Below are 20,852 nucleotides of genomic sequence, written 5' to 3' on the forward strand. Positions count from 1 at the left end.
TGGCCATGACTTCGCGCTACATTCGTCTTGTCCTCGCAGCTCCCGTCATTGCTGGTGGGATCGCATTGTCTGCTGCTCCTCTCGCCCTCGCGGCGGTTGACGCGGTACAGGCGCAGGCGGCAACAGCGTTGTCGCCGAGCGAGCTGCGCGAGAAGGTCGTCGATGAGGCGGGAGTGCTCTCCGACGCTGACGCTTCCGCGATCGCTGAGGCCATCCAGGAGCTCCAGCAAAACAAGGGCCGCAACGCCTTTGTGGTGTACGCCAATGACTTCGGCCCAGGCGGCGCACAAGAGTGGGCCACGGAGGCCGTGGACGCGAAGGGCCAGAATACTGCCGTGGTGGCCATCTCCCCTGAGCAGCGCGATTTCTACGTCTACGGTGGGGCTGACTGGCCGAGGGGGGACATCGACAAGATGTATGACGCCGCCTTCAACCAGCTAACCCAGGACAATTACGGCCAGGCAGGCCTGGATGCCATCACCTCGGTGAGCGGTGCCAGCGAAGGGTCCGACGTTGCCTTGGTCGCCGGCGGCGCGGGTGCTGCCGCCGTGGCTGGTGGCGGTTTCTGGCTGTACGGCCGGAACAAGAACAAGAAGACCTCCCAGAAGCAGCTGGATGCTGCGCGCGAGCTCAATCCGGGCGACACCGATTCGCTCGGCCGCCTGCCTACGCCCACGCTGGAGGAACTTGCCCGCGATGCCCTCGTCCACACCGATGAATCGATCCGCCTGGGCAAGGAAGAACTCGCCGTGGCTACCGAGGAATTCGGCGCGGACCGCGTGCGCCCGTTCACGTCCGCGATGAACCAGGCCACCTCTGCCCTGCAGCGGGCGTTCGGTATTCACCAGCGGCTGTACGACGCCATCCCGGAGACCGAACCCGAAAAGCGTGCCATGCTCATCGACATCATCTCCACCTGCGGCACCGCCGATGAGGCACTCAACACCCGCTCCGACGAATTCCAGCAGATGCGTGGTGTGCTGATGAAGGCCGGCGAAGAAATCAACGCCATCTTCCAGCGCACCGTGGATCTGCGCGCCCGCATCGAGCCCGCCCGCGCCACGCTGGCCAGCCTGCAGGAGCGCTACGCGGATACGCTGCTGGAATCCATCGCTCACAACGTGGACATCGCTGTTGGCTCCATCAACGAGGCGGAGAAGCAGCTTGAGCAGGCACGTGGTCTCGCTGCCCAGCCGGCCGGCCGCCAGGGATCGCTTATCGACGTCCTCCGCGCCGCCCAACACGCCGTCGAAGTCGCCGACACCAACCTGAGCTCCATCGAACATGCGGATGCCAACATCACCACGGCACGGACCAACCTCCCGGCACTGATCAAGGAGATCCGCGATGAGCTCCGCGAGATTGAGCAGCTGAAGACCCAGACGCAGCAGGGCGCCCGCATCGACGTGGCGGCGCTGGATGCCATCACGGCGCGTGCCCAGGGTGAACTCGACTCCATGGGCAACCGTCCGGAGAATGATCCACTGGCGTTGTACTCGGAGCTCACTGAGCTCGACGCTGATATCGACGATCAGATTGACCGCGCCCGCGGCGCCGCCTCCAACCAGCAGCGCCAACTGCAGCTCCTGGACCAGCAGCTGCAGGCCACAGCCGCGCAGATCCAAAGCACACAGGACCTCATCCATTCCCGCGGCCGCATCATCGGCTCCGAGGCGCGCACGCTTCTCGCCGAGGCACAGCGCCAGTATGCGGAGGCCCGCAACCGCCGCACCTCCGACACAAAGAACGCCATCGAATTCGCCCGCACCTCCGCGGACACTGCTCGTCGCGCCATGCGCGCGGCCGAAGGAGATGTGAACCACTACCGCCGCCAGCGCAACGCGCAGACCTTTGATTCCATGGCCAACGCGATTCTGTGGGGCTCCATCCTCAGCGGTGGCTTCGGCGGTGGCGGCGGAAGCAGTCGCGGTGGCGGCGGCGGTGGCTTCGGGGGAGGCTTCGGCGGTGGTGGCGGTGGCGGGGGCTATGGCCGCGGCGGAAGCTTCTAAATCATCGTTTGTCGCGCGGGCGTATCAATGAGCGTGAGCGCCCACGACAGAAACACCAGATCCGCCAGCGGCACACTCGCGGCCGCTGCCGTGGGTGTGACCACGAGGTCCTGCAGCCCCCGCGGCGCGGTTTCCGCAATGACGGCACCGGCAGCGTTGGTCACCGTCCGCTTCTTCGACATACGGCCGGTACGTTCCAGCTGGTAGCTGCGGGAACCACACCGCGCGGTGAGTGTGCGCACACCAAAGCCATGGGTGCGCACGGTGTAGGTCTCCCCCGCTGCAGTGCCGCTGACCTCCCAGCGCATAGCGCCGGCAGTGTGGACAACGGTGATGGGCGTGGCGCCAGCCATGTCCAAGGTGTTGTCGGTGGGTGAAAAAGTGGCGAGGGGGAGGCCGGAGACGTCGATAAGCTCATGCCCACGCCATGTTGCGGCGAGCATTAGGGGCCGATCAACCACACGAGAATGATGAAGACGCTGAGGAACGCCAAGAAGCCGATCAGCGCGGTACTGTTGACCATCTTGCGGGCTTCCAGCACCATGCGGGACGCCCAGGCCAGGGCCACGATATGCGTGTACGGCAGCGTGGTTTCGCCCTCAAACTCGAGGATCGCCTTGCGCACGCCATTGTGGTCACTGGTGAACTGGGCGACCTTCTGGCCGTCAGCGTCGTCAATGATGAAGTTCTTCGACGTCTCCCCCACGATCGCGTACGGCGCGCCGTCCACGTGCACAGTGAGGTGCTTGTCGCGCTTCAGGGAGCCATCAACGCGCACGATCTCGCGGCCGGTACTGTCCTTGGCCACAGCGCCAGACTCGGGCGACGGGATAAGCTCCCACGTGTCGCCCTCCAGCTGGGCCGAATCATGGGTGAAGGTGGCCAGCACCTCCGGGCCAGCCTCCGCCAGAAGCTTCGGCTCATCCCGGTTGGTGCGATCCCAGCTCACGTAGTGCATCGTGCGCGACCTCTCTTAGCAGCCGATGAGGCGTGCGGCCAGGTAGGACTCCAGCTCAGCGAGCGGCACGCGCTCCTGCTCCATCGTGTCGCGCTCACGCACGGTGACGGCATTATCCTCAAGCGAGTCGAAGTCGTAGGTGACGCAGAACGGCGTACCAATCTCGTCCTGGCGGCGGTAACGGCGGCCGATGGCACCGGAGGTGTCGTAGTCAATGTTCCAGTGCTGACGCAGGGTCTGCGCGAGCTCCTGAGCCGGGCCAGCGAGCTCCGGCTTCTTGGACAGCGGCAGAACAGCAACCTTGACCGGTGCCAGGCGGCGGTCCAGCTTGAGCACGACGCGCTTATCCACGCCGCCCTTAGCGTTCGGTGCCTCATCCTCGTGGTACGCGTCAATGAGGAAGGCCATCATCGCGCGACCCAGGCCGGCAGCCGGCTCGATGCAGTACGGGATCCAGCGTTCGCCGGTCTCCTGGTCGAAGAAGCTCAGGTCCTCGCCGGACTTCTCGGAGTGCGTCTTCAGGTCGTAGTCCGTGCGATTAGCCACGCCTTCAAGCTCGCCCCACTTGGAGCCCTGGAAGTGGAAGGCGTACTCCAGGTCCACGGTGCGCTTGGAGTAGTGAGACAGCTTCTCCTGCGGGTGCTCGTAGAGGCGCAGGTTGTCCGGGTTGATGCCCAGGTCCAGGTACCACTGGTGGCGGGCGTCGATCCAGTACTGGTGCCACTGCTCGTCCTCGCCCGGTTTGACGAAGAATTCCATCTCCATCTGCTCAAACTCACGGGTGCGGAAGATGAAGTTACCCGGCGTGATCTCGTTGCGGAAGGACTTGCCCACGTTGGCAATGCCGAACGGTGGCTTCATACGCGCCGAGGTCATCACGTTCTTGAAGTTCACAAAGATGCCCTGCGCCGTCTCCGGGCGCATGTAGTGCAGGCCTTCCTTGTCGTCGACGGGGCCCAGGTACGTCTTCATCAGACCGGAGAACTCGCGCGGCTCGGTCCAGTTGCCCGGCTGGCCGGTCTCCGGGTCGTTGATGTCTGCCAGGCCGTTTGCCGGCGGGTGGCCGTGCTTCTCTTCGTAGGCCTCCAGCAGGTGGTCTGCACGGTAGCGCTTGTGGGTGTACAGGGATTCCACCAGCGGGTCAGTGAACACCTCAACGTGGCCGGAAGCCACCCACACCTGCGGCGGGAGGATGATGGAAGTGTCTACGCCCACGACGTCATTACGCGATTGCACCATGGTCTTCCACCACTGGCGCTTGATGTTCTCCTTCAGCTCTACGCCGAGCGGACCGTAGTCCCATGCGGAGCGCGTGCCGCCGTAAATTTCTCCGGCCGGGTACACAAGTCCGCGACGTTTGCAGAGGTTAACGACGGTATCAATCGCACTCGTTGCCATGGGCAGTTCAACTCTCCTCGTAGATTTGAGATTCATTCGCGGAGGTTCCGCAAATTAACGCCCCCAAGTGTAGCCTGTGATGATTTTTCACCACCCATCCCCAGCGTTGTATCGCCGGAAGCTGGTTTCAAGGCTAAGCTTAGGAGCTTATCGACGTCTTCCCGCCCCCAAGAACCCAGTAGGTCGATTGCATGTCCACGAACGCCCACTCCCACAGGCAGGCACCTGCCCCCAAGATTGGTGCGCGTAATACACGGCAGCGCGCCGCCGTCGTTGATGTTCTACAGAAGATTGACCGGTTCGCCTCCGCGCAGTCCATCTACCAAGAGCTTCTGGACAGCGGACAGAAGGTCGGCCTGACCACGGTGTACCGCACGTTGCAGACCTTGGCAGAGATTGGTGCGGTGGATGCTCTCAATTCCGATACTGGTGAGACGCTCTACCGCCACTGCCTGAGCGACCGGCACCACCACCACCTCGTGTGCACCTCCTGCGGCCGCAGCGAGGAGATCGAAGGTGGGCCGGTGGAGCAATGGGCCAAGGACGTGGCCGCCAGCCATGGCTACACCTTGTCCGGCCATGACGCAGAGATCTTCGGCATCTGCGGCAACTGTCAGAAACAATCCTAGGAGGTCTAGGAGGCCTTTCAGACCTCCTAGAGTCCAAGGATGCACTAGCCGATCACGGTGCCGAAGAGCACGCCGAGCACGTATGTCACCCCGGCAGCGCCCAGACCGATGGCGAGCTGACGGAATGCTCGGACCGCTGGCTTCTTGCCGGACAGTAGACCCGTGATGCCACCGGTGATCAGCAACGCCATGGACACAAGCACGAGAGCGGCGATGGCACCCGGCCGTGGATCAAGCCCGAAGATGAACGGGATGATGGGGATGAAAGCGCCGGCAGCGAAGCACACGAAGGACGCACTCGCGGCGGCCCATGCACCAGAGGCATCGCCGTCAGCTTCTTCTTCCCCGACTTCCAAACCGTCGTAGCGGTGGTGCTGGTGGCCCGTCATCATTGCCCAGAAAACGTTGTTGGCGTGAGTTTCAGCTTCCTCAGCGCTCATGCCGCGGGCGCGGTAGACCAAAGCGAGCTCGTTCTCATTCACGTCCAACTTGGGCAGTAGGTCGCGGGCTTCGGGGTCGGGCGTGGAAGCGTCGAGAAGCTCGGCCTGGCTTTTCACAGAGATGTACTCCCCCGCCGCCATCGACAGCGCGCCGGCGAGCAAACCGGAAATACCGGTGAGCAGGATGTAATTCGAGGACACGCCCGAACCCATGACACCAAGGACAAGCGCGACGTTGGACACGAGGCCGTCGTTTGCGCCAAAGACCGCGGCGCGGAAGGAACCGGAGAGTTTCTCGCGGCCCTGCGTTGCCAGCGCGCGAACGACTTCCGCGTGCATCGCTTCATCCGCAGTGATTTCATCGGATGCGTCAGCATCCTTCACGTAGGGCGAACGCTGCTCCGCCGTTTGCATCAACGCCAGCGCAAACACCGGGGAGAAATTCCGCGCCATAAACGACATGAAGCGGGTGTGCAGATCCGGTTTCAGCGGCATGCCCACTTCCGGGCCGAGCTTGTCGTGCCAGTACTTTTCGTGACGGGACTCGGCCTCCGCGATCTTCTCGAGGATCTCGCGCTCATCCCCCTCACGCTTCTTCGCCAACTCACGGTACGTGGCGGCTTCCGCGCGCTCATTGGCCAGGTACTGGCGCCATCTGCGGATTTGTTCGCGGGATGGGGCTGGTTGCCCTGCGCTGTCGTCCGTGACCGTCACTTAGTTCCTCCGAATCTGCGGTCCCTCTGCGCGTACTCATAGATCGCGCCGTAGAGATCTGCCGCTGTGAAATCGGGGAAGAGTATATCCCTGTACACCATCTCTGCATAGGCCGACTGCCACAGCAGAAAGTTCGAGGTGCGCTGCTCACCGGAGGGACGCAGGAACAAATCCACATCCGGCATATCCGGCTGGTACAACCACTTGCTCAGGCTGGTTTCCGTCAGGTCCCCGGGTTTTAGTTCGCCGCGGCGGGCGGCCTCCGCGATCGCACGGGTAGCATCCACCATTTCTGCGCGGCCACCGTAGTTGATGCACATGGCCAAGGTGAGGCCGGTGTTGTTCTTGGTCATCTCCTCGGCGATCTCCAGCTCCTTGATCACCGAACGCCACAGGCGCGGACGACGCCCCACCCACACGATGCGCACGTTCTTCGCGTGCAGCTGGTCGCGCTCCTCGCGCATCACCTCGCGGGAGAACCCCATGAGGAAGCGCACTTCCTCCGCACTGCGGCGCCAGTTCTCCGTGGAGAACGTGTATGCCGAAAGCCACTCCACCCCGCCGAGCTCAATACAGGCGTCCACCATGTCCATGAGCACCTTCTCGCCCACACGGTGGCCCTCCGTGCGCGGCATGCCACGCTCTTGTGCCCACCGGCCATTACCGTCCATGACCAACGCAATGTGGCGCGGGATGAGCTCTTTCGGGATGTCCTGCGGGGTAATCGAGTTCTGCGGGATAGAAGTCACCGCTTCATTATGCCTGCTCCATGATTTTGAGTGAGCTCACCGCGGACTCAAGGTGATATTGCAGGTGCTGCGTGGTCAAACGGTGAACCTGCACGGCAGTTGTTTCCGTGAGACGTTCCTCCGCTGCGGCATAGTGGCCCTCGCTAAGAAGCCACATGATGTGCAAAGTAGCTTCCTCCACCTCCCGCGACCCCGGTGGGCGGCAGCTAAAACAAGCAGCACCGCCGATCTGTGGGTGGAAAGCATGGTGCGGGCCAGGCCTGCCGCATTGGGCGCAGTTGAAAAGGCTCAGGCCCCAGCCGGCATGGGCCGTGGCCTGCAGGATGAAGGCATCCAGCACCAAGGTGGGATTGGTGGCGTCTTGGAGGAGGCGGAGGGAGTGGGAGATGTCGTCGAAAAGCAATCCATCCGCATAGCTCAACCTCTCCGCGGACTCCAGGATCGCGCACCCGGCGGTGTAACGATCAAAATCGTCGATGATCCCGCGGCCGTAATACGCGACGGTGTCTGCCTGCGTGATCGTAGCTAGGCCGCGGCCCTGATTGCGCGCGGGATAAAGCTGCACGTCGAGCTCCACGAACATCTGCACGCGCGAACCGAAACGGCTTTTTGCTTTGCGCACACCCTTGGCCACGGAACGCACGAGGCCATGGTTGCGGGTGAGCAGCACAACAACACGATCCGCCTCCCCAAAGTCGTACGTACGCACGACGAAGGCGCGATCGCGGAAGCTGGGCCGAGTTGCCATGGTCCTAGAAGCCTAACCTGCCCAAGTGCTTGGGGTCAGACTGCCAGTTCTTCAGCACCTTGATGCGCAGATCCAGGTAAACATTGCGGCCGAGCAGCTCGATGATCTGCTTGCGCGCACGCTGGACGATTCCACTGAGACGACGCCCATCGCGGCCCTCAATGATCGTTTTCTGGCCTGGGCGCTCCAGGTAGATCACGGCGTAGATCTTGGCCCGGTCACCCTCAGTGAGGATCTCGTCTACCTGCACGGCAACGGAGTGCGGCAACTCATCGCGCAGACCCTTGAGGGCTTCCTCGCGGATGAGCTCGCTGATGCGCGTTTCCGTGTCCTCGTCCGTGACGTGATCCTCGGGGTAGAAACGGGGCCCTTCTGGCAGGTGCTTCGCCAGAACATCCACGAGAACGTCCAGCTGCACACCCTCCGTGGCGGACACCGGCACGACGTCGACATCTTCGCGGCCGGTGGCCTCCACCAGCAGCTCGTGCAGGCGCATCAACTGCTCGCCCACCTGGTCTTTGCTGGCTCGGTCGAGCTTGGTCACGATGCCCACGATCGGCGCATTCGGCTTGGTCTTGCGCACCGCATCCAGAATCCAGCGGTCGCCCGGGCCGATCTTCTCATTGGCCGGCACCGTCAGGCCGATCACATCCACATCGGCAAAAGTGTCCTTGACTACCTCGTTGAGCCGCTCACCCAGCAGCGTGCGCGGACGGTGCAGGCCAGGCGTATCGACGAGCACAATCTGCGCATCCTCCCGATTCACAATCCCGCGAATCGGGTGGCGCGTCGTCTCCGGCTGATCCGCCATAATGGCGATCTTCTCCCCCACCAGCGCATTCGTCAGCGTGGACTTACCCGTATTCGGGCGGCCCACAAAACTGACGAAGCCGGACCGGAAACCTTCCGGAACATCGCCAAAGCCTGCTCCGCTTGTCGACGAGCCTGCGAAGGCATCCGCGGGGAGGTCATCTGGGAAGTCTGGGAAGGTATCGCTCATGGTGTCCCATGCTACGGCCCCAACTGCCGGATATTGGTGTTGGGCGCGTGTGGGGTGGGGTGCGGTTTAGATTTCAGTGACTTCAAACTGCATCCGCGGGTTGGCGTATGCCTCCTGGGATTCCACCAGAAGCAGCTCCGGTGCGCCCGCGTTGTGGGTGTTCTCGATGAGATCGAAGACACTCGACGCCGTCTTAGCCAGTGCGTCCTTGGCGGCGGTAGATGCATCCGCGCCACCGATGGCCTCGATGTAGTGGCCAGTGAACAACGCGCACGCCACATCACCGGAACCGTTGCGCTTGAAAGCCAGGCGTGGGGTTTGCACCAGCCAACGGCCGTGGGAATCCACCACGAGCATCTCGATTGTGTCCTCCGGCTGGTCCGGACGGGTGACGGAGGTGACCAACACCGTGTCCGGCCCCATCGCGCGTGCAGCCTCGACGGCATCGAGCGTGGAATCCAGATCCGTTGCTTCCTTGCCGGTGAGGTAGCCGAGCTCGAACTGGTTGGGCGTGATGATGTCCGCAACCGGCACCACCTTGTCCCGCAGCAGCGGCGGGATGTTGTCCGACACGAAGCAGCCGGACTTGGCGTTGCCCATCACCGGGTCGCAGGCATACAGCGCGTTCGGGTTGAGCTCTTTGACGCGGGCGACGGTGTCCACAATGACATCCGCTATATCGTCCCCACCCTGGTAGCCAGACAGCACCGCATCCACGCGTGCCAATGCACCGCGGTCCTCAATCCCCTGAACGATCTTGCGTACCTGCTCCGCCGGGATCATCGGACCTTCCCACGCGCCGTAGCCGGTGTGGTTGGAGAAGTTCACGGTGTATACCGGCCACACCTCATGGCCGATGCGCTGAAGAGGGAACACGGCAGCGGAGTTGCCCACGTGACCGTACGCCACGGCGGACTGGATGGAGAGGATATTTTTCATGCGCACCATTGTGCTCCTCCACTCTTGCGTGGTGCGCATTCACCCCCGGTTACTCGAGATCGGTTTGACTATCGCGCCGAACAGCAATTCGCGACCTGGGTTTTTGTCGCGCACGGATCGCCATAGTCAAACCTGGGCATGGCTAGTAGCCGGACTTGCCGGCTACTCGGTGAGGTGGTGGGTTACCTTCCGTAGAGGAGCGTCATCGCTCCGTAGGGGTGGACGGTGTTGGGCACCAGGTATCCGCGGGGTGATCTCCACATCGGGGCGCCGCGGATGTTCTCCACTCGGCCGTGGTGGGGTTTGGATGGGTCATCGTCGTTGGTGCGGTTGTGGTACCTGCACAGCATGGCCAGGTTGTTCATGTTGGTCAGCCCACCCTTGGACCAGGCTTTGATGTGGTGGACCTCGCAGTTATCCGCTGCGTGCCTACAGTCTGGTACCGGACAGGTGGGCATGGTGGCCCGGGCTAGGTCGCGCTGCTTCTGATTCGCGAAACGTTGCGTGTCATAGAGGTTGACGGGGCCTTCTTGTGGGTGGAACATCGCTACTTCTAAGACGTCCCCAAAGTTCTGGGCCAAAAACTCCGCACCAGTCATCGTAGTGCCGTCAGTCAGGCCCAGGATGACGTCGTCGCCGTCACCTTTCATGATTGTGATGTGCTCCTCCAACGGGATAAGGACCAAGGGGCGCGGCACAGCAGGAGCAATACCGGAAGGAGCTTCACCCTCTTCGGGGCGCAGGCCAAGGATGGCCATGAGCTTCTCGTACATTTGCGGGCCAGCAGGGCCGTCTTTGAGGTTTTGGCGTGTCGCGAATTCAATAGCTGCAGCGTCTTCTTCCAGTGCCATGATGGTCACAGGACGCCTCTTCTTATGCGAGCGGCCATACCGGACTGTGGGTTCCGGGGCAGGCTTGTCCACCTCAGGCACGATGTCCTTGGAGCGGCGCTTCAACGTGTCGTAATTGCCCGGTACGGACAGCAGGGCAAGGCGCAGGCGCCACTTCTCGGCGGGGTCCTTGATCCCAACGAGGCGACCCTCGATGTAGACCAACTGATCCATCGACTTCTGAGTCGAGCGTGCGACCGCAACAGCATTGGCTTGCTTACGGGTGAACTTCGTTTTGCCGTAGTAGGCCGTGTGGACTTTTACTAATTCGCGAACACGGGCAGGGCTGCAGCCAGCATCGAGGAGCACCCGGGCATCAAAGTCTGCCAGGGTCTCGATCGGGTTGGTGAAACCCGCCACCAGTGATCCGAATGCGTTCATGCCATGCACGCTAAAACGAAAACCAAAAACGCGCAGCTAGGGCCCCAAAATCCTGTGGATAACCCAAAAATCTATCCACAGGGAGCGCACGCTAATGCCCGCGCAGGAAGCGGAGGACCAGCGGAAACAGGCCGGTTCCACAGAAACGCAAAAAAGTTTTAGACGCTTGCTCCGGAAGCAAACCGGCTACACGTGCACCCTGTTACTCGCTGGGGGCAGGACGGTAGGTGCGAGAGGAGCTGGGGTTGGTGAGTTCGGGGATGTCGTGGGTGGGGGCGTCGATAAGCGACTCTGGAACCTCGACGAGCACGGAGCGCACTTTGATGCGTCCGCGGCGATCGCGACCACCTTCGGCGGTGAAGCGAATGCCGCCGACTTCGACGTGGGAGCCGGGCAGCGGCACGCGGCCCAGGCCGTAAGACAAAAGGCCCGCGACGGTTTCCACGTTGTCGGTGGTTTCGGAGTCGAATTCGAAGTCAAAGCCCTGCTCATCGGCGAAGTAGTCCACCAGATCATCCAGCGTCAGTCGGGCCTGAGCGCGGAAGAGGCGCGACTGCGGGGCACCCTCATCAGTGGCTTCCTGCTCGACTGGCTCAATCGGGGCTTCCTCATCGGCGTCATACTCATCGGCGATCTCGCCGACGATTTCCTCGAGGATGTCCTCCATGGTCATCAGCCCGGCGATGCCACCGTATTCATCCACCAGGATGGCAATGTGGGTTTGGTCGCGCTGCATCTCCTGCAGCAAATCATCCAGCGGCTTGGAGTCGGGGACGTACATCGGCTCGCGCATGATCTCCGTGATGCGCACGCCGGTGCCGCCATCGGTGCGGTTGTAGGTCTTGGCCACCACGTCTTTGAGGTACGCGATTCCCAGCACGTCATCGACGCTCTCCCCGATGACCGGGACGCGGGAGTGCCCGGAGCGAATCATCAGGTTCGCGGCCTGGCCGGCGGATTTTTCCTGTTCGATCCAGACCATCTCCGGGCGCGGCACCATCACTTGGCGGGCCTGCGTATCGGCCAGGTCGAAGATGTTTTGGATCATGCGGCGCTCCGTGGTTTCCACCACGCCCTGCTCCTGGGCAATGTCCACCGCTTCGCGCAGTTCCACGTCGGTGGCGTAGGGGTTTTCTAGGTCCTCCTCGCCTGGCGTGACCAGGTTGCTGGCCCGGATGATCAGGCGCGACAGCGGCCCAAGCACAACGTATACAACGGTGAGGATCTGGGCGGCTCGCAGGGAAATGGTGTACGGGTTCAGCTTGCCGGCCCGGCGCGCGTTGATGCCAATGACACTGAAGCGCAAAAGCGCCACCGCCAGGATCGCGGCGGTGATCGCCCACACGCGGGATTCAATGAGCTCAAGCGCGGTGAGCAGCGCGAAGACGGCCGCCAGGGTGTCCAGCACCATCTGCACGAGAGCGAGCATGCTCAGGTGGTTCGTCTTCGAATCCACCACGCGCAGCAAGGCGCGCGCACCACTGACTTCGTCCTTGACCATCGCTTCCACGCGCGCCTTGGAGATAGGCGCGAGCGCGGACTCGATCATCTTGATCACGCCCGCCGCCACCAAGGAGACGAAGGCTACGAGCAGGTAGATACCCCACAAAGTCACAGTGCTTACTCGCCCCGCTTTTCGACGATCCCGTCCAGCTCCGCCCTATCCGCCGCCGACGGGAACGCGTGCTTACCTTCCGGCTTTGGCTGGTAGGTGATGCCGCGGGCGTCAAGGTCGTCGTACCAATCCGCCAGGATCTCGTTCTGCAGTGCGAACATCTCGCGCTCATCGGCCGGGGTGGCGTGGTCATAGCCCAGCAGGTGCAAGCACCCGTGGACGGTCAGCAGTGCCATCTCGTGGCCGAGCGGGTGACCGGCGGCGTCCGCCTGCTTCCGGTCATACTCCGGACACAAGATGATGTCGCCCAGCATCGCCGGGCCTGGTGCGGGCGCATCCGGGCGGCCGGAACCTGGGGTGAGCTCATCCATGGGGAAGCTCATCACATCGGTTGGGCCGGGCAGGTCCATCCACCGCATGTGTAGGTCCGCCATGGTTGGGGTGTCCACGCACGTGATGGTCAGATCCGTATCCGGGTGAACGTCCATGGCGCGCAGCGCGAAGGAGGCAACGTCAACGAGCATTTCTTCGTTGACGTCCGTCTCCCCGGACTCGTTCAGAACTTCGATGCTCATGATTGCTCCTCAATATGTTCCGGATGCGCCTGGTGCTCCGCCTCCGCATCCCAGCGTGCGGCCCGGTCGGCGTCGTACTTGTCGTATGCGGCCACGATACGGCTGACCAGCTGGTGACGCACCACATCCTTCGCGCCGAATTCCTGGAAGTGAATCCCCGGCACGTGACGCAGGATCTTGCGCACGATCCGCAGGCCGGAGACCACCCCGCGCGGCAGGTCCACCTGAGAGATATCGCCGGTGACCACCATCTTGGATCCGAAGCCCAGGCGGGTCAGGAACATCTTCATCTGCGAAGGCGTGGTGTTTTGCGCCTCATCCAGGATCACAAACGCGTCGTTCAACGTGCGGCCGCGCATGTAGGCCAACGGCGCCACCTCGATGATGCCGGCCTCCATGAGCTTGGGGATCATTTCGGGGTCGAGCATGTCCCGCAACGCGTCGTAAAGCGGGCGCAGGTACGGGTCGATCTTGTCATTCAGCGTGCCGGGCAGAAAGCCCAGCTTCTCCCCTGCTTCCACCGCCGGGCGGGTGAGAATGATGCGCTTGACCTCTTTGGCCTGCAGCGCCTGAACCGCCTTGGCCACGGCCAGGTAGGTCTTGCCGGAACCGGCGGGGCCGATGCCGAAGACAATCGTGTTCTCATCAATCGCATCAACGTACTCGCGCTGCCCCGCCGTCTTCGGTCGGATGACCTTGCCGCGGCGCGCGATGATCTCGCGGCCGAGGATCTCCGCGGCGGATTCCGGCATGTCCGTAGCCATGATGTCCACCGCGTGATTCACCGCATCCGAGGTGATCACGATGCCGCGGCGCGCCATCGCCTGAATCTCATCCAACACCCGGGTGGCGTACGCCACCTTCTCCACCGGACCGCGCAGGGTCACGGTGGTGCCACGGGCGAAAAGATCAGCGCCAAGCAGCTCATTGAGCGTGCGCAGTGTCGCGTCATTGATGCCCAGCACAGCTTGGGCGTATTCGGGGTCGAGCTCGTGGGAGCGTGTGACCAGTTCTGCCATGCGGCTCACCCTACCAGCGGCCCGTCAGCGCGCCGACGGCGGAAAGAGCAGCCAGCCCGGCACTCGCCGTGCGCAGAACTTCCGGGCCCAGCGTGATCGCCTGCGCGCCGAGCACCTCCAGCTCGTCGTCCCCAATGCCACCTTCAGGCCCGATGATGAGGAAGATCTCGTCCGCGCTGAAGTCCGCGTCCTTGATGCTCATCGTCGCATCCTCATGCAAGACGTACGCCGCCTTTCCGGCGAGCATCTGTGCCAGCTGGTTCGTGGTCACCGGATCATGCACCTGCGGGATCCACGCGCGACGCGATTGCTTCGCGGCCTCCCGCGCTGTGGCCTGCCATTTCTCCACATTCTTGGCCACCTTTGGGCCCTGCCACCGCGCGATCGTGCGGTGCGAAATCCACGGCACGATCGCATCCGCGCCGCCCTGCGTGGCCAGGTCCACGGCTAATTCTGCGCGCTCGGACTTCGGGATGGCCTGCACAACCGTCACCCTCGGCGCAGGTCTCGGCACTTCTTGCTTATCGACGACCTCCCCCACCAGCCCGTCCTTCCCCTCCACCGCGGTGACGAGGACTTCGGCGGTGGTGCCGGTGCCGTCGATAAGCATGACGTGCTCTCCGGGCTGGATCCTTTTGACCGTGACGGCATGGCGTCCCTCCGGTCCGCTGAGGCGGCCGGAGAGTGGGTCGTCGGTGATGAAATACGGCAGACTCATGGTGTTAACGACGGAATCGGTTACGCATGCGGCCGAAGAACCCCTCACCGTCCGGGTGGTCTTCCTCGACGAAAGCCTCGGCGTGGTGCCCGTCGCGCAGGTCCTCGAGCGCGGCGCGCTGATCCTTAGTCAGCTCCGTCGGCACAACCACCTGGACGTGAGCCACCATGTCGCCGGCACCTTCTGCGCGCAGGCGCGGCATGCCTTCGCCGTCCAGCACGATCTCCTCATTCGGCTGCGTGCCAGCAGGGATCTCGATCGTGGTGGTCTCCCCCGCCAGATTCTTCACCGTCACATCCGTGCCCAGCGCGGCATCGAACATGGGCACGGAAACCTTGAGGTGCAGGTTGTCCCCATCGCGGACAAACACCGGGTGGTTTTCCGTGGTGACCTCCACGTACAAGTCACCGGCAGCGCCACCACCGTGGCCGACCTCGCCCTGGCCCGCCATGCGAATGCGCATACCGGAAGAGATACCGGCCGGGATGTTCACCGTGATGTCCCGGCGCGAACGCACACGCCCCTGGCCGCCACACTTCTGGCATGGGTCGGTGATGATCTCACCGAAGCCGGAGCACTTCGGACACGTCGTGGTGGTCATGATGTTGCCCAGGAAGGACTGCTGCACCTGCTGCACCTGGCCCTGGCCACCACAGCCATCACACATGACCGGCTTGGACTCAGATTCCGAGCCCGTGCCATGGCAGTGCTCACACACCACGGCGGTATCCACCGTGACTTCCTGGCGGGTACCCGTGTAGGCCTCCGCCAGGGTGATCGTGGTGCGCAGCAACGCGTCATTGCCCGGCTGCACGCGCGAACGCGGGCCGCGACCGCCACCACCGCCGGTATCCCCGAAGAAGGCCTCGAAGATATCGCCGAAACCAAAGCCACCCCCGGCAGGGCCACCGGCGCCCTGCTCCATCGGGTCGCCCCCGCGATCCACAATGTGGCGCTTGTCCGGATCCAGCAGCACCTCCTGGGCCAAGGAGATCTCGCGGAACTTCTCCGCCGCCTCCTCGGTGTCATTCACATCCGGGTGGTACTTGCGCGCCAAACGCCGGTACGCCTTCTTAATCTCCGTATCCGTGGCGTTCTTATCCACACCCAGGATGCCGTAGTAATCGCGTGCCACAGTAGAGCTAAGTCCTTTCTTCGCCGGCGAGAATCAAGCTGATGTAGTTTGCCACCGCCGCAACCTTTTGAATCGTACCGGGGTAGTCCATATACGTCGGGCCGAGGACACCCAAACCACCAAACGTCTCCCCCGCAGTGCCATAACTGGTGGTCACGATACTGGCCTTCGCCAGATCCTCATCCTCGTTCTCCTTACCGATAACCACGGAGACATTACCCAGCTCCGGCAAATTAGCCAGCAGCTTGAGCACCACCACCTGCTCTTCTAACGCCTCCACGACGCTGAGCAGATCTGTCCGTGACGGCACCAGGTTCGCCGCGCCCGCGATGAGAACACGGTCCGACGGTGTGTCCACCAAGGTGTCCATGATCACCGCGATCGCCCGCGTTAGGTGGTCTGCCACCACCGGCGGCGGGTCTGCCGCCAAGAGTGCCAGCGACGTCGACGCATCGCTCATGGTCTTACCGGCCAAGGCTCCGTTGAGGAGGTCGCGGAGGTAGGAGACACCGGATTCGTCGATAGGCGAACTGAGCTCGACATTGCGCTGATCCACGCGCCCGTTATCCGTGATGACCACGAGCAACAGACGCCGCGGCGTGAGCGCCACCACCTCACAGTGCTTGATGCGCGAGACCGACAGCGTGGGCAACTGCACCACCGCCGCCTGGCGCGTGAGCTGTGCCAACAGGTGCGCCGAGCGCCGCATCACGTCTTCGAGATCCACGCCGGATTCCAAGAAATCCGAAATCGCGCGGCGCTCCGGCAGCGACAGCGGCTTCACGTCATTGATCGCATCCACGAACGCGCGGTAGCCCTTCTCCGTGGGCACACGCCCGGAGCTCGCGTGCGGTTGGGCGATGTAGCCCTCCGTCTCGAGCACCGCCATGTCGTTGCGGATTGTTGCGGAGCTGACCTGGAGCTTGTGCTTCTCCACCAGGGTCTTGGACCCGACCGGCTCCTGCATCGCAATGTAGTCCGCCACGATCGCCCGCAGGACTGCCTGCCTACGTTCGCGCGCGGGACCAGCCATGTTCGCACCCTCCTTAGCACTCTGAAGCGTCGACTGCTAAGTCAGTCTAGCGCCGGATCACTCCGCCGCCAAGATGTCCGTGATGATCCCGTCCGCCAACAAACGGCCCGCATCCGTCACGCGAATCCTCTCATCAACCTCAAGCAGTCCAGCGCGCACATGCTTATCGACGACACCCCTCGCCCCTGCCCCAACCCACCCCGCCGGGATCCCTTCTTTAAGGCGCAGCCCCAGCATGATCTGCTCGAAGTGGTGCTCATCATCGGTGATGGTTTCCGTGCTGTGGATGGGCAGTTCGCGGCCTTCGAGCATCTGGTTGTAGCGCTCCGGTCGCTTCACGTTCATGTACCGCGTCCGCCCCACATACCCGTGCGCCCCCGGACCGGCACCCCACCAGTTGCCGCCGCGCCAGTAGAGGAGGTTGTGCCGACACTCGCCACCTTCCTTCGCCCAGTTGGATACCTCGTACCAGCCGTAGCCGGCCTGTTCCAGCGTGTCCGCAATGAGCTCATACCGGTCCGCGTACGTATCTTCCTGCGGGGCTGGCAGCTCCCCCTTACGGATCTTTCGGGACATGGCCGTGCCATCCTCCACGATCAGCGAGTACGCCGACACGTGGTCCACCCCCGCTTCCAGCACTGCTTCTAGGCTGCGCTTCACGTCATCTTCCGTTTCCGTCGGGGTGCCGTAGATGAGGTCCAGGTTCACGTGTTCAAACCCTGCTGCCTGGGCCTCCTTCGCCGCTGCCACCGCCCGGCCTGGCGTGTGCTGCCGGTCCAGCACCTTCAGAATCGGCGTGGACGCGGACTGCATCCCCAACGACACCCGCGTAAACCCATGCGCTTTGAGGCCCTCGAAGTACTCCGGGCTCGTCGACTCCGGGTTGGACTCCGTGGTCACCTCCGCCCCCTCGGCCAGACCGAACGTGGTGCGGATCCGCGCCAGGATCCTGCCCAGGCCGTCCGCTCCCAACAGCGATGGCGTTCCCCCGCCGATGAATACGGTGTCTGCTGGTCGCCCCTCCTGGCCATATTCTCGTGCGGCCAGCTCCAGCTCCTGCTCCAACGCATCCAAGTACGCCGCATAACTCGTCTCGGTTTCGGACGGCGTATACGTATTGAAGTCGCAATACCCACACCGCGTCGAACAAAACGGGACGTGCACGTACACGCCAAAGGCGTCAGAATTCATACGTGACAGTCTAAGCAGATAGCCAAGAACTAATTAGGCGCCGCGGCGGGAACGCTTCGCGGCGACCTTGGCCACGATGGCATCGACACGCGCGCGTTCCTCCAGGAACTTCGGCGGGTTGGAGCCGCGCATCGCGCGGGTGAAACCGGGGTGTTCGGCGGCGACGGCGTCGAGCCAGCCATCGACGGCGGATTCCACCAATTCACCGACGCGGGCGTAGAGGTGTGGCAGAGACACGGCGGCGAGGTTCTGGGCCACCATGTCGGTTTGCTCGAGGGTGTAGTCCACTACTTCCCCGAGGTGCTGCACGATGAGGTCGGTGCGCTGGACGCAAGCTTCCGTCATGTCCTTCACCGGGGACGGCGACGCGAGGGGGAAGAGCTCGAACAGGCCAGCTGCGTCGAGACGTTCTGGCTCAGGGATGCGCTCCTCAGCCGGCAGTGCTGCGGAGATAGACCCGGCGCGGACACCGGACACGAGTGCCTGGCGGAGACCGATCAGTTCACCAACAACGCGGCGGGCATCAATGCGAGCGTCGTCGACGATTTCGGCGAACTCGGCGAGGCAGTCGTCGGTGAGTTCGGCATCGTAGTCGGCGATGGATTCGGCGATGTGCTCGATGTACTCGGCAACTTCGTCGCCGATGTTGTAGACCTCTTGGGTCAGCTCGCGGTGGCGCAGCGTCGCAGCGGTCCGGTGCACACTCGCCTCCTTGCGTCGACCGGGTTGATAGGTTCGGTGGCCAACATTAAGCCAGAAATTCACAGGTTCTTGTACGGCGCGCCGGAAGAGCGCCAATCAGGCGCAAAAACGCCTACGGCCCCAGCATGAAAGCCGGGACCGTAGTGGGGTGAACAGGTCTACGGGTAGAGCTTGCGCATCTGATGGTCGAAGCTTTTGAGCACCGCCGGACGCTTCACCTTCAGGGACGGGGTCAGTTCGCCGTCAGCTTCGGTGAGGTCGCGCGGGAGGATACGGAACTTCTTGATCGCCTCCGCCTTACTCACGGCCTGGTTCGTACGGTTGATGGCGTCCTGGATCTCCATGCGCAGGTCATTGCGCTTGGCCAGCTTGTAGGTAGGCGTATCCGGGTCGATGTTGCGCTCGGCCTTCCATGCGGAAAGAGCATCCTCATCCAACGCAACGAGCACACCGATGAAGGGCTTGCCGTCACCCACCACGACTGCCTGGGAGATAAGCGGGTCCTGGCGGAGCAGCTCCTCGAGCGGCTGCGGGGCAACGTTCTTGCCGCCAGAGGTGACCAGGAGGTCCTTCTTACGGCCGGTGATGGAGATATTTCCTTTTTCGTCGAGGTGTCCGAGGTCGCCGGTGTGGAAGAAGCCGTCGATCAGCGCTTCCTTGGTAGCTTCTTCGTTTTGCCAGTAACCGGTGAAAACGCCAGGGCCAGAGAAGCAAATTTCGCCTTCTTCGGTGAGCTTGACCGTGTAACCCATCATGGGCTTGCCCACGCTACCGATCTTGCGGTCATCGCCGAAGCTGAGTGCGGCGGCCGACGAGGTTTCGGTCAACCCGTAGCCTTCGTAGACCGGCAGCCCGGCACCGCGGTAGAAGTGACCGAGCGGGACGCCGAGGGCAGAGCCACCGGAAATGCCATAGGCCATCTTGCCGCCGAGGGCCTCGCGGATCTTGGAGTAGACAAGTTTGTCGAACAACGCCTGCTTTGCGCGGAGCAACAACGACGGACGGCCATGATCAAGAGCTTCGGAGTAGGCGATGGCGGTCTTCTCCGCCTCAGCGAAAATCTTTGCGCCGATTGCGGAGCCATCGGATGCTTTCCTGCGCGCCGCGTCACGCACCTTCTCATACACACGTGGCACACCAAGCACGAGATCTGGCTTCACGCGCTGGAATTCCGCGGCGATGGTGGATACGTCCTGCCAGTGGGTTTGGGTGGTTTCACCAATAGTGGCGGCCAGATGCACGGAGCGGGCCATGACGTGGGCTAGGGGCAGGTACGTAACCACCTTGTTGCCACGACGAGCCACCTGGCCAGCCGGGTGCGCGAGCAGGCCACGGACCTGGAAGATCCAGTTCAGGTGCGTGATCATGCAGCCCTTGGCGCGGCCGGTGGTACCGGAGGTGTACACCAGCGAGGCGATATCGTCGTGGTGGATGCCGGCGATACGCTCGTCCAACTCCGCGTCAGAAACGGATTGGCCGGCTTCCTTGAGGGTGGTGATGGCGCCGGGGGCATCGTCGAAAAGCAGAATCTCGCGCAGGTCGGAGTCAATGACGGAGGAGAACATGCTGCCGTGCTCCGGGCGCTCACCGATGGCGATGACGGCACCGGAGTCTTCGACGATCCACTGCACCTGGTCCAGGGAGCTCGTGGGGTAAATCGCGGCGGTGGTCAGGCCGGCGGCCATGATGGCAAAGTCCACCACCGCCCACTCGTAGCGCGCACCGGACAGCAATGCGACGCGGTCCCCCTTCTGCGCGCCGAGAGCGATAAGACCCTTGGCTACCTCGCGGACCTCCGCGACGAACTCAGCCGCAGTGACATCCCGCCAGCGATGATCCTCAGGTTTGGTGAACAGCACCGTGTCCGGGCGGGCGGTGGCGTTGGCCACGAGAGCCGAGTAGCAGTTCTCATCCGGTGCGACGGTGAACGGCGCTGGGGTGGTGTAGGTAGACAAGGCCATAACAGCAAAACTCCCTTCGAGGTACTTTTGATAATAAAAGTACCTCGA

General features: G+C 63.0%; 20 protein-coding genes. 2 read left to right on the plus strand and 18 right to left on the minus strand.

Annotated features, from left to right (window positions below):
- Positions 1-5 precede the first annotated feature (5 nt).
- A complete protein-coding gene (locus tag L8U60_RS02720) occupies positions 6-2,009 on the plus strand; it encodes a TPM domain-containing protein (protein WP_269964863.1) in 2,004 nt (667 codons plus the stop codon).
- On the opposite strand, the gene L8U60_RS02725 is transcribed toward L8U60_RS02720, so the two are convergent.
- The 3 genes from L8U60_RS02725 to L8U60_RS02735 are packed head-to-tail and all read right to left on the minus strand — an operon-like array spanning position 2,006 to position 4,365.
- The gene (locus L8U60_RS02725; RefSeq protein WP_269964864.1) at positions 2,006-2,452 is read right to left on the minus strand and encodes a hypothetical protein; all 447 of its coding nucleotides are present in this window, start codon (positions 2,450-2,452) and stop codon (positions 2,006-2,008) included. The two genes, L8U60_RS02720 and L8U60_RS02725, sit on opposite strands and share 4 nt — an antisense overlap.
- Entirely contained in the window at positions 2,452-2,967 is a 516-nt protein-coding gene (locus L8U60_RS02730) for a hypothetical protein (protein WP_269964865.1), read from the minus strand. The genes L8U60_RS02725 and L8U60_RS02730 overlap by 1 nt, the downstream gene beginning before the upstream one ends.
- Positions 2,968-2,982: 15 nt before the next feature.
- Positions 2,983-4,365 (minus strand): glycine--tRNA ligase, encoded by a 1,383-nt coding sequence (locus tag L8U60_RS02735; protein WP_269964866.1) that lies wholly within the window; start codon positions 4,363-4,365, stop codon positions 2,983-2,985.
- Between the two features lie 191 nt (positions 4,366-4,556).
- Here L8U60_RS02735 and L8U60_RS02740 point away from each other — a divergent pair, with 191 nt between their 5' ends.
- Positions 4,557-4,994, plus strand: coding sequence for a Fur family transcriptional regulator (locus tag L8U60_RS02740; RefSeq protein ID WP_269964867.1), 438 nt, complete (start codon positions 4,557-4,559; stop codon positions 4,992-4,994).
- Between the two features lie 44 nt (positions 4,995-5,038).
- Here the strand turns inward: L8U60_RS02740 and L8U60_RS02745 are convergent, their stop codons facing one another.
- The 15 genes from L8U60_RS02745 to L8U60_RS02815 all read right to left on the minus strand — a co-directional run bounded on the left by L8U60_RS02745 (position 5,039) and on the right by L8U60_RS02815 (position 20,804).
- Complete coding sequence (locus L8U60_RS02745) at positions 5,039-6,148, minus strand: VIT1/CCC1 transporter family protein (protein ID WP_269964868.1); 1,110 nt, start codon at positions 6,146-6,148, stop codon at positions 5,039-5,041.
- Complete coding sequence (locus L8U60_RS02750; RefSeq protein WP_269964999.1) at positions 6,145-6,888, minus strand: isoprenyl transferase; 744 nt, start codon at positions 6,886-6,888, stop codon at positions 6,145-6,147. The genes L8U60_RS02745 and L8U60_RS02750 overlap by 4 nt, the downstream gene beginning before the upstream one ends.
- A gap of 16 nt (positions 6,889-6,904) precedes the next feature.
- Positions 6,905-7,645 carry a DNA repair protein RecO gene (recO, locus tag L8U60_RS02755; protein WP_269964869.1) on the minus strand — a complete coding sequence of 247 codons (741 nt, stop codon included), beginning with the start codon at positions 7,643-7,645 and terminating at the stop codon, positions 6,905-6,907.
- Positions 7,646-7,649: 4 nt separating this feature from the next.
- On the minus strand, positions 7,650-8,645 hold the full coding sequence (gene era, locus L8U60_RS02760) for a GTPase Era (RefSeq protein WP_269964870.1): 996 nt from the start codon (positions 8,643-8,645) through the stop codon (positions 7,650-7,652).
- Positions 8,646-8,711: 66 nt separating this feature from the next.
- Entirely contained in the window at positions 8,712-9,593 is an 882-nt protein-coding gene (pdxY, locus tag L8U60_RS02765) for a pyridoxal kinase PdxY (protein WP_269964871.1), read from the minus strand.
- Positions 9,594-9,766: 173 nt separating this feature from the next.
- On the minus strand, positions 9,767-10,855 hold the full coding sequence (locus L8U60_RS02770; RefSeq protein WP_269964872.1) for an HNH endonuclease signature motif containing protein: 1,089 nt from the start codon (positions 10,853-10,855) through the stop codon (positions 9,767-9,769).
- A gap of 202 nt (positions 10,856-11,057) precedes the next feature.
- Entirely contained in the window at positions 11,058-12,470 is a 1,413-nt protein-coding gene (locus L8U60_RS02775; protein ID WP_269964873.1) for a hemolysin family protein, read from the minus strand.
- Between the two features lie 5 nt (positions 12,471-12,475).
- Entirely contained in the window at positions 12,476-13,045 is a 570-nt protein-coding gene (gene ybeY, locus L8U60_RS02780; RefSeq protein WP_269964874.1) for an rRNA maturation RNase YbeY, read from the minus strand.
- On the minus strand, positions 13,042-14,064 hold the full coding sequence (locus tag L8U60_RS02785; RefSeq protein WP_269964875.1) for a PhoH family protein: 1,023 nt from the start codon (positions 14,062-14,064) through the stop codon (positions 13,042-13,044). The genes ybeY and L8U60_RS02785 overlap by 4 nt, the downstream gene beginning before the upstream one ends.
- Positions 14,065-14,074: 10 nt before the next feature.
- Complete coding sequence (locus L8U60_RS02790; protein WP_269964876.1) at positions 14,075-14,782, minus strand: 16S rRNA (uracil(1498)-N(3))-methyltransferase; 708 nt, start codon at positions 14,780-14,782, stop codon at positions 14,075-14,077.
- A 4-nt stretch (positions 14,783-14,786) separates the two neighbouring features.
- Complete coding sequence (dnaJ, locus tag L8U60_RS02795) at positions 14,787-15,917, minus strand: molecular chaperone DnaJ (RefSeq protein ID WP_269964877.1); 1,131 nt, start codon at positions 15,915-15,917, stop codon at positions 14,787-14,789.
- Between the two features lie 7 nt (positions 15,918-15,924).
- Entirely contained in the window at positions 15,925-16,950 is a 1,026-nt protein-coding gene (hrcA, locus tag L8U60_RS02800) for a heat-inducible transcriptional repressor HrcA (protein ID WP_269964878.1), read from the minus strand.
- Between the two features lie 57 nt (positions 16,951-17,007).
- Positions 17,008-18,141, minus strand: a complete 1,134-nt coding sequence (gene hemW / locus L8U60_RS02805) for a radical SAM family heme chaperone HemW (protein WP_269964879.1) — start codon at positions 18,139-18,141, stop codon at positions 17,008-17,010.
- 33 nt (positions 18,142-18,174) lie between these two features.
- Positions 18,175-18,843 carry a hypothetical protein gene (locus L8U60_RS02810; RefSeq protein ID WP_269964880.1) on the minus strand — a complete coding sequence of 223 codons (669 nt, stop codon included), beginning with the start codon at positions 18,841-18,843 and terminating at the stop codon, positions 18,175-18,177.
- Between the two features lie 158 nt (positions 18,844-19,001).
- A complete protein-coding gene (locus L8U60_RS02815; RefSeq protein WP_269964881.1) occupies positions 19,002-20,804 on the minus strand; it encodes an AMP-dependent synthetase/ligase in 1,803 nt (600 codons plus the stop codon).
- Positions 20,805-20,852 lie beyond the last annotated feature (48 nt).

It is taken from the genome of Corynebacterium meitnerae (assembly GCF_027570075.1).
GTDB classification, from domain to species: Bacteria; Actinomycetota; Actinomycetes; order Mycobacteriales; family Mycobacteriaceae; genus Corynebacterium; species Corynebacterium meitnerae.

Excerpts from the sequence above, each read along its gene's own strand:
- L8U60_RS02720 (WP_269964863.1), top strand. The coding sequence starts at position 6 with ATGACTTCGCGCTACATTCGTCTTGTCCTCGCAGCTCCCGTCATTGCT.
- L8U60_RS02725 (WP_269964864.1), bottom strand. The coding sequence starts at position 2,452 with ATGCTCGCCGCAACATGGCGTGGGCATGAGCTTATCGACGTCTCCGGC.
- L8U60_RS02730 (WP_269964865.1), bottom strand. The coding sequence starts at position 2,967 with ATGCACTACGTGAGCTGGGATCGCACCAACCGGGATGAGCCGAAGCTT.
- L8U60_RS02735 (WP_269964866.1), bottom strand. The coding sequence starts at position 4,365 with ATGGCAACGAGTGCGATTGATACCGTCGTTAACCTCTGCAAACGTCGC.
- L8U60_RS02740 (WP_269964867.1), top strand. The coding sequence starts at position 4,557 with ATGTCCACGAACGCCCACTCCCACAGGCAGGCACCTGCCCCCAAGATT.
- recO (WP_269964869.1), bottom strand. The coding sequence starts at position 7,645 with ATGGCAACTCGGCCCAGCTTCCGCGATCGCGCCTTCGTCGTGCGTACG.
- era (WP_269964870.1), bottom strand. The coding sequence starts at position 8,645 with ATGAGCGATACCTTCCCAGACTTCCCAGATGACCTCCCCGCGGATGCC.
- pdxY (WP_269964871.1), bottom strand. The coding sequence starts at position 9,593 with ATGGTGCGCATGAAAAATATCCTCTCCATCCAGTCCGCCGTGGCGTAC.
- L8U60_RS02770 (WP_269964872.1), bottom strand. The coding sequence starts at position 10,855 with ATGAACGCATTCGGATCACTGGTGGCGGGTTTCACCAACCCGATCGAG.
- ybeY (WP_269964874.1), bottom strand. The coding sequence starts at position 13,045 with ATGAGCATCGAAGTTCTGAACGAGTCCGGGGAGACGGACGTCAACGAA.
- L8U60_RS02785 (WP_269964875.1), bottom strand. The coding sequence starts at position 14,064 with ATGGCAGAACTGGTCACACGCTCCCACGAGCTCGACCCCGAATACGCC.
- L8U60_RS02790 (WP_269964876.1), bottom strand. The coding sequence starts at position 14,782 with ATGAGTCTGCCGTATTTCATCACCGACGACCCACTCTCCGGCCGCCTC.
- hrcA (WP_269964878.1), bottom strand. The coding sequence starts at position 16,950 with ATGGCTGGTCCCGCGCGCGAACGTAGGCAGGCAGTCCTGCGGGCGATC.
- hemW (WP_269964879.1), bottom strand. The coding sequence starts at position 18,141 with ATGAATTCTGACGCCTTTGGCGTGTACGTGCACGTCCCGTTTTGTTCG.
- L8U60_RS02815 (WP_269964881.1), bottom strand. The coding sequence starts at position 20,804 with ATGGCCTTGTCTACCTACACCACCCCAGCGCCGTTCACCGTCGCACCG.